This window comes from Pseudoxanthomonas sp. SGNA-20, from assembly GCF_003931635.1.
Classification (GTDB): Bacteria; Pseudomonadota; Gammaproteobacteria; order Xanthomonadales; family Xanthomonadaceae; genus Pseudoxanthomonas.
The window spans coordinates 162,348-176,778 of record NZ_RRYK01000006.1; the positions used below are offsets into that span (position 1 = coordinate 162,348).

The following is a 14,431-nucleotide window of genomic DNA, read 5'->3' on the forward strand; positions in this document are numbered from 1 at the left end:
CGACGATGAACCACGCACCGCTCGCCCCCGTCCGCAGCATCGCCATCACCGGCGGCAAGGGTGGCGTGGGCAAGACCAACCTGTCGGTCAACCTGGCCGCCTCGCTGGCGGCGCTGGGCAAGCGCACCCTGCTGCTGGACGCCGACCTGGGCCTGGCCAACGTCGACGTGCTGCTGGGCCTGTCCCCGCAGCACACCCTGGCCGACCTGGTCGCCGGCCGCTGCGAGCTGGAGGACGTGATCCTGGAAGGCCCCAACGGCATGCTGGTGGTGCCGGCCGCCTCCGGGCGCCGGCACATGGCCGAACTGCAGCCAGCCCAGCACGTGGGACTTGTCAATGTTTTCAATGACCTGCAGCGTGATCTTGACATTCTGGTTGTAGACACTGCCGCCGGCATCACCGACAGCGTGCTGACCTTCTGCCAGGCCGCCCAGGACGCGGTGGTGGTGGTCTGCGACGAGCCGGCCTCGATCACCGACGCCTACGCCCTGATCAAGGTCCTGTCCCGCGAGCGCGGCGTGGACCGGGTCCAGGTGGTGGCCAACATGGTGCGCAGCCCGGCCGAGGGCCGCGGCCTGTACGACAAGCTGTCGCGGGTATGCGAGCGCTTCCTCGGCGACGTCTCTCTGAACTTCCTCGGCGCGGTGCCCCAGTGCGACTGGCTGCGCATGGCGGTGCAGCGCCAGCAGGCCGTCGCCACCGCCTACCCGGCCAGCCCCTCGGCCCGCGCCATCGCCGAGATCGCCCGCCGCGCGGCGCGCTGGCAGGCGCCGACCGCCCCGCGCGGCAACATCGAGTTCTTCGTCGACCGGATGATCCGGCAAGGCGCGGTCGCATGAATGCCGTGGCCGAATACCGCGCCGTGCGCGGCAGCAACGACGACGCCATCACCCGGCATGCCGACCTGGTGCGGCGCATCGCCCACCACCTGGCGGCGCGCCTGCCGGCCAGCGTCGAGGTCGACGACCTGATCCAGGCCGGCATGATCGGCCTGATTGAGGCCAGCCGCAGCTACGACCCCGACCAGGGCGCCTCGTTCGAGACCTACGCCTCGATCCGCATCCGCGGCGCGATGATCGACGAGATCCGGCGCGGCGACTGGGTGCCGCGCTCGGTGCACCGCCGCGCCCGCGACGCCGCCGCCGCGGTGCGCGAGATCGAGCAGGCCACCGGCCGCGCCGCCGCGCCGCAGGAAGTGGCGGCCAAGCTGGACATGCCACTGCCGGAGTACCTGCGCCTGCTGGAGGACGCCTCTCGCGGCCAGGTGCTGAGCCTGGACTCGCACGTGGAGGACCACGGCGACGTGCAGGTCAACAGCAACAGCCCCACCCCGCAGCAGCTGCTGGAGCGCAGCGATTTCGGCCGCGAGCTGGCGGCGGCCATCTCCAACCTGCCCGAGCGCGAACAGCTGGTGCTGTCGCTGTACTACGAGCAGGAGCTGAACCTGAAGGAGATCGGCGCGGTGCTCGGGGTCAGCGAGTCCCGGGTGTGCCAGATCCACGGCCAGGCCGTGCTGCGCCTGCGCGGCCGCCTGTCCCAGTACGAATCACGTGATGCCGGTCTGGACGACGACTGAGCACGCAACGCCAAACGGAGCACGAAGTGAACAAGAACATGCGGATCCTGATCGTGGACGACTTCTCGACGATGCGACGCATCGTCAAGAACCTGCTCAACGATCTGGGCTACAGCAACACCGCCGAGGCCGACGACGGCCACACCGCGCTGGCGGCCCTGCGCGCGCAGCCGTTCGACTTCGTCATCACCGACTGGAACATGCCGGGCATGACCGGCATCGAGCTGCTGCGCAGCATCCGCGCCGACCCCAAGCTCAAGACCCTGCCGGTGCTGATGGTCACCGCCGAGGCCAAGCGCGAGCAGATCCTGGAGGCCGCGCAGAACGGCGTGAACGGCTACATCATCAAGCCGTTCACCGCGCAGACCCTCGAGGAGAAGCTCAACAAGATCTTCGAACGGCTGGCGGCGACGGCATGAGCACCACCGCATCCCCCGAGCGTGCGGCGCTGGTCCAGCGCCTGCACGACGCCCTGGAAGCCCTGGACCGCGGCGACGAAAGCGCACTGCGCGCCGAGATCGACGCCCTGGCCGCCGCCCGCACCCGTCCGCTCGTGCAGGGCCTCGGCCGGCTGGCGCGCGAACTGAGCCAGGCCCTGGGCGAACTGCCGGAGGTCCCCGGCGCCGACGACCATGGCGTGGAGGGGGTCGAACTGGACGACGCCTGCGCGCGCCTGGACCACGTCATCGGCATGACCGAGCAGGCCACCCACCGCACCCTGGACCTGGCCGACGAATGCCGCGCCCTGGTCGAGGGCCTGCGCGCCGAAGGCGTGACCGACGGCCAGGACCAGGTGCTGGACCGCATCCGCCGCAACCTCACCGAGATCGCCCTGACCCAGAGCTACCAGGACCTGACCGGGCAGATCATCCGCCGCGTCGCCGGGATCGTGCGCCGCGTCCACGAAGGCTTCGGCGAACTGGGCCTGCCGCCGCGCGCCGAGCCGCGCGAGCCCGCGCTGGCGGGCCCCGCGGTGGCCGGGCTGGACACCCATGCGGTCAGCCAGAACGACGCCGACGCCCTGCTGTCGGAACTGGGGCTGTAAGCCATGAGCGGTGTGACGCCCGAAATCGCCGCGGACTTCATCGTCGAGGCCCAGGAGATCCTGGACCGGCTCGGCGAGCAGCTGGTGGAGCTGGAGCGCGCGCCCCAGGACAGCGAGCAGCTCAATGCGGTGTTCCGCGGCTTCCACACCCTCAAGGGCGGTGCCGGCTTCCTCGGCATCCAGCCGATGGTCGAGCTGTGCCACGCCGCCGAGGAAACCCTGGGCGCCGCCCGCTCCGGCACCGCCGAACTGGACCCGCTGCACTTCGACGCCGCCCAGCGCTCGCTGGACTGGTTGCAGGCCATGCTCGACGCGGTCGCCGCCGGCACCGAGCCGGAGCACGCGCCGCCGGAGCTGATCGCGCAGTTCGCCCTGGTCGCGCCGCCCGCGCCGCAGCCGCAGGCCGCGCCGCAGCCCGTGGCGGCGCCCGCGCCGGCCGGCGGCGACGACCTGATCAGCGACTACGAGTTCGAGGCCCTGCTCGACCAGCTGCACGGCAAGGCCGCGCCCGGCGCCAAGCCCGCAGCCGCGCCCGCGCCGGCCACCGCGGCTGCGGACACCATCACCGACGACGAATTCGAGGCGCTGCTGGACCAGTTGCACGGCAAGGCGCCGCCCGGGGCCAAGCCGCTGCCGGCCGCCGCGCCGGCCCCGGCACCGGCGGCCGCTGCGCCGCCGCCCGCTCCCAACCCCGTGCCGAAGCCGGCCGCCCCGCGCCCGGCCAGCCCGCCCCCGCGCGCCGCCGCCGCGGGCGAGGCCGAGCACACCGTGCGCGTGGACACCCGCCGCCTGGACGCGATCGTCAACCTGATCGGCGAGCTGGTGCTGGCGCGCAACCGGCTCAAGACCCTGCGCGCGCGCCTGCGCGACGACGAACTCGACCGCGCCGTGGCCAGCCTCGACGTGGCCACCGCGCGCCTGCAGTCGGCGGTCATGCGCACGCGCATGCAGCCGGTGGGCAAGGTGTTCTCGCGCTTCCCGAAGGTGGCGCGCGACGTCGCCCGCTCGCTGGCCAAGGAAGTCGAACTGGAGATGGTTGGCGCCGACACCGAGCTGGACCGCAACCTGGTCGAGGCCCTGGCCGATCCGCTGGTGCACCTGGTGCGCAACGGCATCGACCACGGCGTGGAGGCGCCGGAAGTGCGCGAGGCCTCCGGCAAGCCGCGCGTGGGCCGGCTGCGCCTGGCCGCGCAGCAGGAAGGCGACTACGTCACCATCGAGGTCCAGGACGACGGCGCCGGCATCGATCCGGAGCGCCTGCGCGCCAAGGCGCGCGAGAAGGGGCTGATCGACCCGGAGGCCGCGGCACGCCTGGGCGCGGACGAATGCCTGCAGCTGGTGTTCCTGCCCGGCTTCTCCACCAAGACCCAGGTCACCGACATCTCCGGCCGCGGCGTGGGCATGGACGTGGTGCAGTCGCGCATCCGCGAGCTGGGCGGGCAGATCCAGATCCAGTCCGAGCTCGGCCGCGGCACCCGCTTCCTGATCCGCGTCCCGCTGACCCTGGCGATCCTGCCCACCCTGCTGGTGCAGGCCGGCGAGGCGGTGTACGCCCTGCCGCTGGCGCGGGTGCAGGAGGTGCTGCACGCCAAGCCCTCCGCGCTGGGCTGGTTCGACGGCCGTCCGGTGATGGACCGCCAGAGCCATACCCTGCCGCTGGTGGACCTCCGCCGCTGGCTGGGGCTGGAGCCGCTGTCCGGCAACGGCGCCCTGACCGTGGTCGTGCTGCAGATGGGCGACGCCCGCTTCGGCCTGATCGTCGACCAGGTGCGCGGCCGCGAGGAAGTGGTGATCAAGCCGCTGCCCAAGGCCCTGCGCGGCCTGCCCGGCTATGCCGGCGCGACCCTGATCGGCGACGGCCGCCTGGCGCTGATCCTGGACGTCGACGGCCTGCGCGCCAGCAGTCCGTGAGCGCGCGGCGCACGCCGTGCGCGTGCGCCGTTCCGCGCAGCCGCGCGCCGGCGGCGATGCCGGCGGGCGTTCCCGCTCAAGTCCCAGTCCACGTGCGCCGATAACCCGACATATGGACATCCTCAGCCTCATCGGTCTGCTCCTTGCCCTGGTCGCGCTGATCGGCGGCGCCATCCTCAAGGGCGCCGGCCTCGGTTCGCTGTGGTCGGCCGCCGCGTTCGTGATCGTGATCCTCGGCACCTTCGCCGCGATCTTCGTGCACACCCCGCCGCCGGTGTTCAAGCGCGCCCTGGGCATCGTCGGCTGGGTGCTGCGCCCGCCGGCCGCCGACCGCGCCGCGCTGATGGCGCAGATCCTGGAATGGAGCAACATCGCCCGCCGCCAGGGCCTGCTGGGCCTGGAGCAGCAGGTCGGCGAGCAGGAGGACCCGTTCCTGAAGAAGGGCCTGCAGATGCTGGTCGACGGCGTGGAGCCGGAGCAGATCCGGCACATGCTGGAGATCGACCTGGAGAGCCAGGAGAACCAGGAGCTGGCCGCTGCCAAGGTGTTCGAGGGCATGGGCATCTACGCCCCGACCCTGGGCATCGTCGGCGCCGTGTTCGGGCTGATCGCGGTGATGAAGAACCTGGCCGATCCGTCCAAGCTCGGCCACGGCATCGCCGCCGCGTTCACCGCGACCATCTACGGCATCGCCTCGGCCAACCTGTTCTTCCTGCCGATCGCCTCCAAGCTCAAGGCGGTCATCGGCCGCCGCACCGGCGAGCGGGAGATGATCATCGAGGGCCTGATCGCGATCGCGCAGGGCGAGAACCCGCGCAACATCGAATCCAGGCTCGCCGGCTTCCTGCACTGACCCGGAGCCGTCGATGGCGCGCAGGAAGAAGCACGAGGAGCACGGCAACCACGAGGCCTGGGCGATCCCCTACGCCGACCTGATGACGTTGCTGCTGGCGTTCTTCGTGGTGATGTACGCGATCTCCACCCTCAACGAGGGCAAGTACCGGGTGCTGGCCGACGCCCTGACCGCCGCCTTCGGCGGCGCGCCGCGCACCATCAACCCGGTGCAGGTCGGCAACTTCCAGCTGCAGGGCTCGGACTACGACCGGCCCTCGCCGATCAAGTCCGGCGCCCGCCACGGCCCGTCTGCGCCCTCGCCCGCGCCCAACCCCACCCTGCTTCCGGCGCTGGCCTCGCACATGCGCACCGGCGTGCCGCTGGACGTGTCCGACCGCGCCGCCGTGCAGCGCGCCCAGCGCCAGCTCGGCAACATCGCCACGCGCCTGGAGGAGGCGCTGGCGCCGCTGGTCGACGCGCGCCTGATCACCATCCGCCGCGCCGAGCTGTGGCTGGAGGTGGAGATCAACAGCGACATCCTGTTCGACACCGGCTCGGCCGCGCTGGACGCATCCGCGCGCGAGGTGCTCACCCGCCTGGCCGACGTGCTGCGCGAGACCCCCAACCCGGTGCGGGTGGAGGGCTATACCGACAACCGCCCGATCAACACCGTGCAGTTCCCGTCCAACTGGGAGCTGTCGGCGGCGCGCGCGGCCAGCGTGGTGCACCTGTTCTCGGCGCAGGGCGTGGCCCCGGAGCGGCTGGCCATGGTCGGCTACGGCGAGCACCGCCCGCGTGCGGACAACCTCACCGAGGAAGGCCGCAACCGCAACCGCCGCGTGGTCCTGATCGTGCTGGCCGCGCCCGGCGCCGCCGGCGATGCGGACCCCGGCGCGGAGGAAGGCGTGGCGGTCAAGAGCGGCGCGCAGGTGCCGATAGCAGATGTGGCAGCCAGCCAGCCGGTGCCCGGGCGCGCGGCACCCGGCCAGGCGGCCACCGCTGCCGCGCCCGGCGCGGCAGCCGAAAGAACCACAGGAGGATCCGACTGATGCGCGTGTGGGCGATCGCCAACCAGAAAGGCGGCGTGGGCAAGACCACCACCACCCTGGCCCTGGGCCGCGGCCTGGCCGCGCGCGGCAGCCGCGTGCTGCTGGTGGACCTGGACCCGCATTCGTCCCTGACCCGCACCTTCGGCGTGCCCGCCGACCCGGCCCCGGAAGGCGTGATGGAGCTGTTCGCCACGCCGCCGCGGCCGCTGGCGAGCCTCGCCCGGACCAGCGCGGTCGAGCGCCTGGACTACGTGTGCGCGCAGACCGCCCTGGCCACCCTGGAGCGGCGCAGCGCCAACCAGCCCGGCCTCGGCCTGGCCCTGGCGCAGGCCCTGGCCCGCCATGCCGGCCAGCACGACTACGTGCTGCTGGACTGCCCGCCGACCCTGGGCCTGCTGATGATCAACGCCCTGGCCGCGGCCGACCGCGCGATCATCCCGACCCAGGCCGAGCCGCTGGCGCTGCACGGCCTGGCCGGCATGCGCCGCACCGCGGAGATGGTCGAGCGCTCGCGCCGGCGCCCGCTGCCGGTGTCGGTGCTGCCGACCCTGTACGACCGCCGCACCCGCGCCGGCCAGGAAGCACTCAAGCGCATGCAGGACGAACACGGCGAGCGCGTGTGGGATGACGCGATCCCGGTCGATACCCGGCTGTGCAATACCGAACTGCTGGTGCAGCCGTTTGCCGACGAGGGTGCCTATCCCGGGCGTGCCCTGTCCGCCTACCGGCGTGCGCTGGACTGGATCCTGGCCAGCGATGCCCAGGCCCTGGAACAGGCGGCATGAACGGGGTCGCGGCACTGGACGACTACCTGGACGGACTGCTGGCCCCCGAGCCTGCGGCCGGCGAGGCCGCGCCTGCCGCCCAGGCCCCTGCGGGCGATGCGCAGGCTCCCTCGCCGCCGCCTGGAGCGGAGGCTACGGTCATGGACGAGCGCCCGGCTGACGTTCCGGCTGACGTTCCGGCTGCCGTGGCTGATGCGGCGGCAGACCTGGCCGAGGCTCCGTCGGAGGCCGCGGTCGGGCCCGATGGAGCGGCCGGTACCCCGGCGCCCGCTGACGCCACCGAAGCCGCCCCGGCGGCGGCCGCCGTCGAGCCCGCCCCGGCAGTGGCGGCCCCGGCAGAACCCGCCCCCGGCCCGGCGGCGGTCCCGGCTCCCGCGCCCGCTCCGATGGTGGCCCCTGCTCCGGCCCCAGCGCCCGCTCCCGCGCCGCGCATCGTGGCCCCTGCGCCGGTTCCCGCCGCCGCGCCCGTGCCGCCGCCACCCGCGCCGGCTCCCGTGGCCCGCCGCACCCAGCCTCCGGCACCCGCGCCGGCCCCGGTCCCGCACGCGCCGCGCGCGGCCCATGCCGCCGCGGATGAGTCGACCGCGGCCGACCCCACCGGGCACAGCTCGCGCTGGCTGCGCCTGCGCTGCGGCAGCCAGCGCTACGGCCTGGAACTGCTCAAGGTCCAGGAAGTGGTGCTGCCGGTGCCGCTGCTGGCCCTGCGCGGCACGGTCCCGGCCATGCTCGGGGTGATGAACCTGCGCGGCCAGGTCGTGCCGGTACTGGACCTGGGCATGCACCTGGGCCAGCCCGCGCAACCGGATACCGCCGCCACCCGCTTCGTCGTGCTCGAGGAAAAGGGCGAGGTGCTGGGCCTGCGCGTGTCCGCGGTCGAGGACGTGGTCACCCTCGGCCAGTCCCAGGTCGAGCCGCCCGGCACCACCCAGGTGCGGCTGGCCGGCAACGGCCTGTTCCGCGGCATCGCCCGCCTCGGCGGCGAGCCGATGGTGCTTCTGGACGCCTCCTGCCTGCTGGCCCCGGCCGGCGCGGACGCGTGGCGCTAAAGCCTGCGCCGCGGCGGCCGCTATCCAGACCGACCCCACTGCGTGGAGAAACGATGAACACCGTTTCCCTGGGCGAGGACCTCGGCATCGAGGCCAGCGCCGAGCTCAAGGAACGCCTCTCGGCACACCTGGATGCCAGCGAACTGGCCCTGGATGGCACCGCCGTGCGCCGCGTGCACACCGCGGCCATGCAGGTGCTGTGCGCGTTCTTCCGCAGCCGCCGCGAACTGGGGCGCCGCACCGAGCTGTCCGGGTGCAGCGACGCCCTGCGCGACGCCGCCCGCCTGCTGGGCCTGTCCGGCCAGCTGGGGCTCACCGACCAACAAGACTTGAATAAGAAAGAAGTGGAGAACGCCGCATGAGCGCACGCATTCTGGTAGTGGACGATTCGGCCTCGATGCGCCAGATGGTCTCGTTCGCCCTGACCTCGGCCGGGTTCGCCGTGGAGGAAGCCGAGGACGGCCAGGTCGCGCTCAACCGCGCCCAGGGACAGCGTTTCAACGCGGTGGTGACCGACGTGAACATGCCGAACATGGACGGCATCTCGCTGATCCGCGCCCTGCGCGCCCTGCCGGACTACAAGTTCACCCCACTGCTGATGCTGACCACCGAGTCGGCCGCGGACAAGAAGGCCGAGGGCAAGGCCGCCGGCGCCACCGGCTGGCTGGTCAAGCCGTTCAACCCCGAGCAGCTGGTCGCCACCGTGCAGAAGGTCCTGGGCTGATCCCGGGCCACCCGCCATACCCCCAAGTTTCGAGCGCGCCACCATGAGCATGGACCTGCAACGCTTCCACGCCACCTACTTCGAGGAAAGCCGCGAGGGCCTGGACGCGATGGAGGCCGGCCTGCTGGCGCTGGAAAGCGGCAGTACCGACCCCGAAGTCATCAACTCGGTGTTCCGCGCCGCCCACTCCATCAAGGGCGGCGCGGCCACGTTCGGGTTCGAGAAGATGGCCGCGCTGACCCACGTGCTGGAGACGCTGCTGGACGAGATCCGCGGCGGCAAGCGCGCCCTCGCCTCCAGCGCGGTCGACGCCATGCTCGGCTCGGTGGACGTGCTGCGCGCCCTGCTGGCCGAGGCCGAGCACGGGCACCCCGCCGACACCGCCGCGATCGAGGCCGTGCACCAGCGCCTGCAGCAGGAGCTGGGCCAGCCCGGCGCCGCGGCCGCGACCAAGGCCGCCGCCGAGCCGGAGCCGGAAGGCTGGGACATCGCCTTCAGCCCGGCGCCGTCGCTGTTCATGAGCGGCAACGACCCGCTGCGCATCATCCGCGAGCTGGAGCACCTGGGCCCGCTGGAAGTCAACGCGCGCCTGGAGAAGCTGCCCGAATTCGCCCAGCTCGATCCGCTGGAAGCGTGCATCGCCTGGGACCTGGGCCTGCGCGGCAAGGTCCCGCGCAGCGCGATCGACGACGTGTTCGCCTGGGTGGTGGACGACTGCGAGCTGGACATCCGCCCGCAGCTGCCCGCCGCGGCTGCACCCGCGGCCCAGGCCGCGCCGACCGCCGCGCACCCGGGCGCCGGCGCCCCGGCGGCCGCGGGCGTGCACGAGGCCGAGACCTCCATCCGCGTCAGCGTCGACAAGGTCGACGCCCTGATCAACCTGGTCGGCGAGCTGGTGATCACCCAGGCCATGCTCAAGCAGGTCAGCGGCGGCATGGACCCGGCCCAGGCCGAGCGCCTGTTCGCCGGCCTGGAACTGCTGGAGCGCAATACCCGCGACCTGCAGGAAGCGGTGATCGGCGTGCGCATGCTGCCGGTGGATGCGGTGTTCCGCCGCTTCCCGCGCCTGGTGCGCGACCTGTCCGGCCGCCTTGGCAAGCACGTGCGCCTGCGCACCATCGGCGAAGGCACCGAGCTGGACAAGGGCCTGATCGAGAAGATCGCCGACCCGCTGGTGCACCTGGTGCGCAACGCCATCGACCACGGCCTGGAACTGCCGGACGCGCGCAAGGCGGCCGGCAAGGACGAGACCGGCACCATCACCCTGGCCGCCTCGCACCAGGGCGGGCACATCGTGATCGAGGTCGCCGACGACGGCCGCGGCCTGAACCGCGCCAAGATCCTGGCCAAGGCCGCCGAGCGCGGCCTGGCGATCCCGGACAACCCCACCGATTCGCAGGTCTGGGACCTGATCTTCCAGCCCGGCTTCTCCACCGCCGACCAGGTCACCGACCTGTCCGGGCGCGGCGTGGGCATGGACGTGGTGCGCAAGAACATCCAGGCCCTGGGCGGCGAGGTGCAGCTGGAGAGCGCCGAGGGCCGCGGCACCCGCGTGGTCATCCGCCTGCCGCTGACCCTGGCCATCCTCGACGGCATGGTCGTGTCCAGCGGCGGCGAGATCCTGATCCTGCCGCTGAGCCACGTACTGGAAGCGCTGCAGCCGGAGCCGGACGACATCCGCACCGTCGCCGGCGAAGGCCGGGTGCTGCGCGTGCGCGGCGAGTACCTGCCGCTGCTGTCGCTGGCCGGCACCTTCGGCTATGGCGACGGCTCCGGCGAATCGCTGGTGGTGGTGGTCGAGGGCGACGGCCAGAAGCTGGCGCTGCAGGTCGAGGAACTGGTCGGCCAACAGCAGGTGGTGGTCAAGAACCTGGAGAAGAACTACCGCCGCGTGCCGGGCATCTCCGGCGCGACCATCCTCGGCGACGGCCGCGTGGCCCTGATCGTCGACGTCGGCGGCCTGGCCCGCCAGCGCCAGCTGCCGCAGGCCGCCTGAAGCGGTGCCGGCCGTCGCTCAAGTCGCGCGGCCGGCGGCCGATAAGGCCGGTATCCAAGGCCCCGACCACCAAGGGATGACGGCTGCCACCGACCCAGGCTTGGCCCCCATCGACCTGCCCGATGCGGAGCGCTACCAGCTCCGCGACCCGCGGGAAGTGCTGCGCGTGCTGCATGCGCTGGTCGACGGCCGTGCCCTGATCAGCGCCCACCTGCTGCCCGACGGCCTGTCCTGCCCCACCGCGCTGCTGGAAGCCGGGCCGGACGGCGTGCTGCTGGACGGCAATCGCCAGGAGGCGATCAACCAGCGCATGGCGGCGGCCGACCAGGTGCTGTGCGTGTCGCAGCTGGACCGGGTACGGGTCCAGTTCCGCCTGCAGCGCCTGCAGCGCGTCCCCGGCGAAGGACCGGCGACCTTCGCCGCGCCGCTGCCGTCCTCGGTACTGCAGCTGCAGCGCCGCGAGCTGTACCGGCTGGAGCTGATCCCCGGGCCGGTGGCCACGGTGCTGGTGCCGCCGCGGCACGAGGGCCAGGCGCCGCTGCAGGCCCGGGTGGTGGACATCAGTGGCGGCGGCGTGGCCCTGGCCGTCGGCGAGGAGGACCAGGCGCGCTTCCCGCCGGGCGGGCAGCTGGACGCCTGCACCCTGGAACTGCCCGACGGCGGCCGCCCGATCCCGGTGCGGCTGCAGGTCGCGCACACATCGCGGCGCCAGCAGCTGGCGCGGCACCCGGTGCGGATCGGCTGCCGCTTCGCCGACCTGCCGGCCAGCGCCGAGCAGCGGATCCTGCAGTTCATCTTCCGGGTCGAGCGCCAGCGCATGGCGCGCGAGCGGGGCGTGGTGTAGCCGGCCCTAAAGTTGCGCCGCCCACGGCCGATTCAACCCGGGAAGCCAGCGCGCATCGCGCCGACATGCCCTGCAGGAGCAAACAATGAGCAGCACCCCGGTCCCCTCTACCGGCGAATTCCTCACCTTCACCCTGGGCGAGGAGAACTACGGCGTCGACATCCTCAAGGTCCAGGAAATCCGGGGCTACGACTCGGTCACCCGCGTCCCGGACGCGCCGGAGTACATCAAGGGCGTGATCAACCTGCGCGGCACCATCGTGCCGGTGATCGACCTGCGCCTGAAGCTGCGCCTGAAGGAAGCGCGCTACGACAGCTTCACCGTGATGATCGTGCTGAACGTCGAGGACCGCGTGGTGGGCATCGTGGTCGACAGCGTGTCCGACGTGGTGCCGCTGGCCGCCGAGCAGATCCGCCCCACCCCGGAGTTCGGCGCCTCGGTCGATACCCGCTTCATCAGCGGCATCGGCACGCTCGACGACCGCATGCTGATCCTGCTCGACATCGAGACCCTGCTGGACAGCACCGACCTGGGCGAGGCCCTGGACACCGCTGCCTGAGAACCCTGCAAACGGCCGCCGCCGGGCGACCCCCGGGGCGCGGCCCGCCTTTCCGTTCCCGCCATTGGAGTATGCCCCCATGAATCGTTTGACCAAGACCTTGTCCCTGATGGCCGCCCTGGCCGCGGCGCCCGCCGCCTTCGCCCAGGAAGCCGTCCCCGCCGAGCAGGCCGTGCGCTTCATCGGCAAGGACGTGATGGTCTGCGGCAAGGTCGAGAAGACCCGCTGGGCCCAGAACACCGAGGGCGAGCCGACCTTCCTGTACATGGGCGGCATGTTCCCGCGCCACACCTTCTCCGCGCGCATCCCGGGCGACCAGCGCGGCAAGTTCAAGCCCACTCCGGAGGAGCTGGAGGGTCGCGACGTGTGCGTGATCGGCACCGTCCAGCGCGACGCCAGCCGCGCCGAGATCGCGGTGACCTCGCCGGCCAACATCAAGCTGGCCAACCTGAAGTAACAACAAAAACCTGGCGGGATGCCCGCGGGCATCCCGCACCCAATTGCCGCGAATATTCGGGGGAGTACGCTGCATGCATTGGCTCAAGAACTTGAAGCTCACGCCAAAACTGATGCTGGCTTTTGGCGTGGTGCTGGTATTGCTGGCCGCGCAGGGCGTCGGCGCCTACTACGGGCTGTCGTCGCTCAACCGGGCTACCACCAACCTGTCCCAGGGCAGCATGCAAAGCGTCTCCGTGGCGGCGGAGCTGCGTGCCCTGCTGGGCGAGTACCGCACCGCGGCCTACCGCGGGCTGGTGCGCGCCAGCGAAGCCGTCAAGCTGGACGCGCGCGAGCGTAGCGCCAAGCTGTCGGAGCAGATCGACCAGTCCCTGGCGGCCTACGGCAAGCTCGCCGCGACCGCCGAGGAGCGCAAGCTGCTGGAGGAGCTGACCACCTCCTGGCACAAGGCCCGCGCCTCCTACGAGTCGGTCAACGAACTGATCGACCTGGAGCTGCCGGACGACGCCCTGGACACCTTCCTGGGCGAAACCTCGGACCTGCACAACGCCGCCACCGCCGCCGTCACCGCGCTGATCCAGGAAACCGACCGCCAGGCCGACCAGTCCGTGGCCAGCGCGGGCACCGCCTACGCGACCTCGGTGACCACCATCGTGGTGATGCTGCTGGTGGGCGTGGCCGGTGGCCTGGCCATCGCCTTCTTCATCGCCCGCAACCTGGCCGGTGCGATGCGCGGTGCCGTGGCCGTGGCCAACGACGTCGCCACCGGCAAGCTGGACAGCCGCATCGACATCCGGGGCTCGGACGAGATCGCCGACCTTATGCGCGCGATGCAGCGCATGCAGCACGACCTGCGCGAGCGCACCGAGCGCGACCAGAAGGTCGCGGCGGAGAACCTGCGCATCCGTACCGCGCTGGAAGCCTCCACCACCGGCCTGATGATCACCGATCCGGAATACCGCATCGTCTACCGCAACCCGGCGCTGGCCCGGATGCTGGAAGGCCATGCGGACCAGGTCGCGGCCGCCCTGCCCCACCTTGACATGGAGGCGCCGCTGGTCGGCCAGCCGGTCGAGGTCCTGGAGATCGGCGGCAAGATCGCGCAGGACTTCGTCGCCCGCCTGGAGCGCGAAGGCAGTGCCGCCCGCGAGGTGCAGTACGGCGATGCCTGCTTCGCGCAGAACATCTCCACCATCCTCGACGCCGAAGGCAAGTACGTCGGCATGGTGTGCGAGTGGCGCGACCGCACCGCCGAGATCCGGGTCGAGCAGGAGGTGGCGCGCGTGGTCGAGGCGGCCGCGGCCGGCGACCTGTCCGGGCGCATCGACACCAGCGACAAGCAGGGCTTCCTGCTGCAGCTGGCGGTGCAGCTCAACGGCCTGCTGGACGCCAACGCGATCAGCCTGGCCGAGGTCTCGCGCCTGCTGACCGCCCTGGCCCAGGGCGACTTGACGGTGCGCATGGAGGGCCAGTTCCACGGCGTGTTCGCGCGCATGCGCGACGACGCCAACGCCACCGTCGACCAGCTGACCTCCATCGTCTCGCGCATCCAGGCCGCCTCGGCCGCGATCAACGCCGGCGCCACCGAGATCGCCTCCGGCAACAA

15 protein-coding genes and 1 pseudogene are annotated in these 14,431 nt (G+C 72.1%); all 16 read left to right on the forward strand.

Features of this window, described 5'->3' with window-relative positions; translation table 11 throughout:
- Positions 1-5 precede the first annotated feature (5 nt).
- Positions 6-839 carry a P-loop NTPase gene (locus EIM48_RS11855; protein ID WP_019397900.1) on the forward strand — a complete coding sequence of 278 codons (834 nt, stop codon included), beginning with the start codon at positions 6-8 and terminating at the stop codon, positions 837-839.
- Positions 836-1,576: an RNA polymerase sigma factor FliA gene (locus EIM48_RS11860; RefSeq protein ID WP_019397899.1), complete on the forward strand. Its 741-nt coding sequence runs from the start codon at positions 836-838 to the stop codon at positions 1,574-1,576. The genes EIM48_RS11855 and EIM48_RS11860 overlap by 4 nt, the downstream gene beginning before the upstream one ends.
- A 26-nt stretch (positions 1,577-1,602) precedes the next feature.
- Positions 1,603-1,995 carry a chemotaxis response regulator CheY gene (gene cheY, locus EIM48_RS11865; RefSeq protein WP_019397898.1) on the forward strand — a complete coding sequence of 131 codons (393 nt, stop codon included), beginning with the start codon at positions 1,603-1,605 and terminating at the stop codon, positions 1,993-1,995.
- Positions 1,992-2,621 (forward strand): protein phosphatase CheZ, encoded by a 630-nt coding sequence (locus tag EIM48_RS11870; RefSeq protein ID WP_019397897.1) that lies wholly within the window; start codon positions 1,992-1,994, stop codon positions 2,619-2,621. Before cheY ends, EIM48_RS11870 begins: the two co-directional genes overlap by 4 nt.
- Before the next feature lie 3 nt (positions 2,622-2,624).
- Positions 2,625-4,532, forward strand: a complete 1,908-nt coding sequence (locus tag EIM48_RS11875; RefSeq protein WP_125111735.1) for a chemotaxis protein CheA — start codon at positions 2,625-2,627, stop codon at positions 4,530-4,532.
- Positions 4,533-4,644: 112 nt separating this feature from the next.
- Entirely contained in the window at positions 4,645-5,385 is a 741-nt protein-coding gene (locus tag EIM48_RS11880) for a flagellar motor protein (protein WP_019397891.1), read from the forward strand.
- A 13-nt stretch (positions 5,386-5,398) separates the two neighbouring features.
- A pseudogene (motD, locus tag EIM48_RS11885) lies at positions 5,399-6,226 on the forward strand (flagellar motor protein MotD); the annotation flags it as partial.
- Positions 6,227-6,414: 188 nt separating this feature from the next.
- Complete coding sequence (locus tag EIM48_RS11890; RefSeq protein ID WP_019397889.1) at positions 6,415-7,200, forward strand: ParA family protein; 786 nt, start codon at positions 6,415-6,417, stop codon at positions 7,198-7,200.
- A 494-nt stretch (positions 7,201-7,694) separates the two neighbouring features.
- Entirely contained in the window at positions 7,695-8,246 is a 552-nt protein-coding gene (locus EIM48_RS15775) for a chemotaxis protein CheW (protein ID WP_343202897.1), read from the forward strand.
- Between the two features lie 53 nt (positions 8,247-8,299).
- Positions 8,300-8,608: an STAS domain-containing protein gene (locus EIM48_RS11900; RefSeq protein ID WP_019399691.1), complete on the forward strand. Its 309-nt coding sequence runs from the start codon at positions 8,300-8,302 to the stop codon at positions 8,606-8,608.
- Positions 8,605-8,970, forward strand: coding sequence for a response regulator (locus EIM48_RS11905; RefSeq protein ID WP_026010741.1), 366 nt, complete (start codon positions 8,605-8,607; stop codon positions 8,968-8,970). Before EIM48_RS11900 ends, EIM48_RS11905 begins: the two co-directional genes overlap by 4 nt.
- 43 nt (positions 8,971-9,013) lie before the next feature.
- Positions 9,014-10,966: a chemotaxis protein CheA gene (locus EIM48_RS11910; RefSeq protein ID WP_125111738.1), complete on the forward strand. Its 1,953-nt coding sequence runs from the start codon at positions 9,014-9,016 to the stop codon at positions 10,964-10,966.
- 100 nt (positions 10,967-11,066) lie between these two features.
- A complete protein-coding gene (locus EIM48_RS11915) occupies positions 11,067-11,810 on the forward strand; it encodes a flagellar brake protein (protein WP_233581688.1) in 744 nt (247 codons plus the stop codon).
- A gap of 85 nt (positions 11,811-11,895) precedes the next feature.
- Entirely contained in the window at positions 11,896-12,369 is a 474-nt protein-coding gene (locus EIM48_RS11920; protein ID WP_125111740.1) for a chemotaxis protein CheW, read from the forward strand.
- Positions 12,370-12,448: 79 nt separating this feature from the next.
- Complete coding sequence (locus EIM48_RS11925) at positions 12,449-12,826, forward strand: hypothetical protein (protein ID WP_125111741.1); 378 nt, start codon at positions 12,449-12,451, stop codon at positions 12,824-12,826.
- A gap of 73 nt (positions 12,827-12,899) precedes the next feature.
- Positions 12,900-14,431: MCP four helix bundle domain-containing protein (locus EIM48_RS11930; RefSeq protein WP_148098706.1), on the forward strand; the 1,532-nt coding region annotated here is incomplete at its 3' end.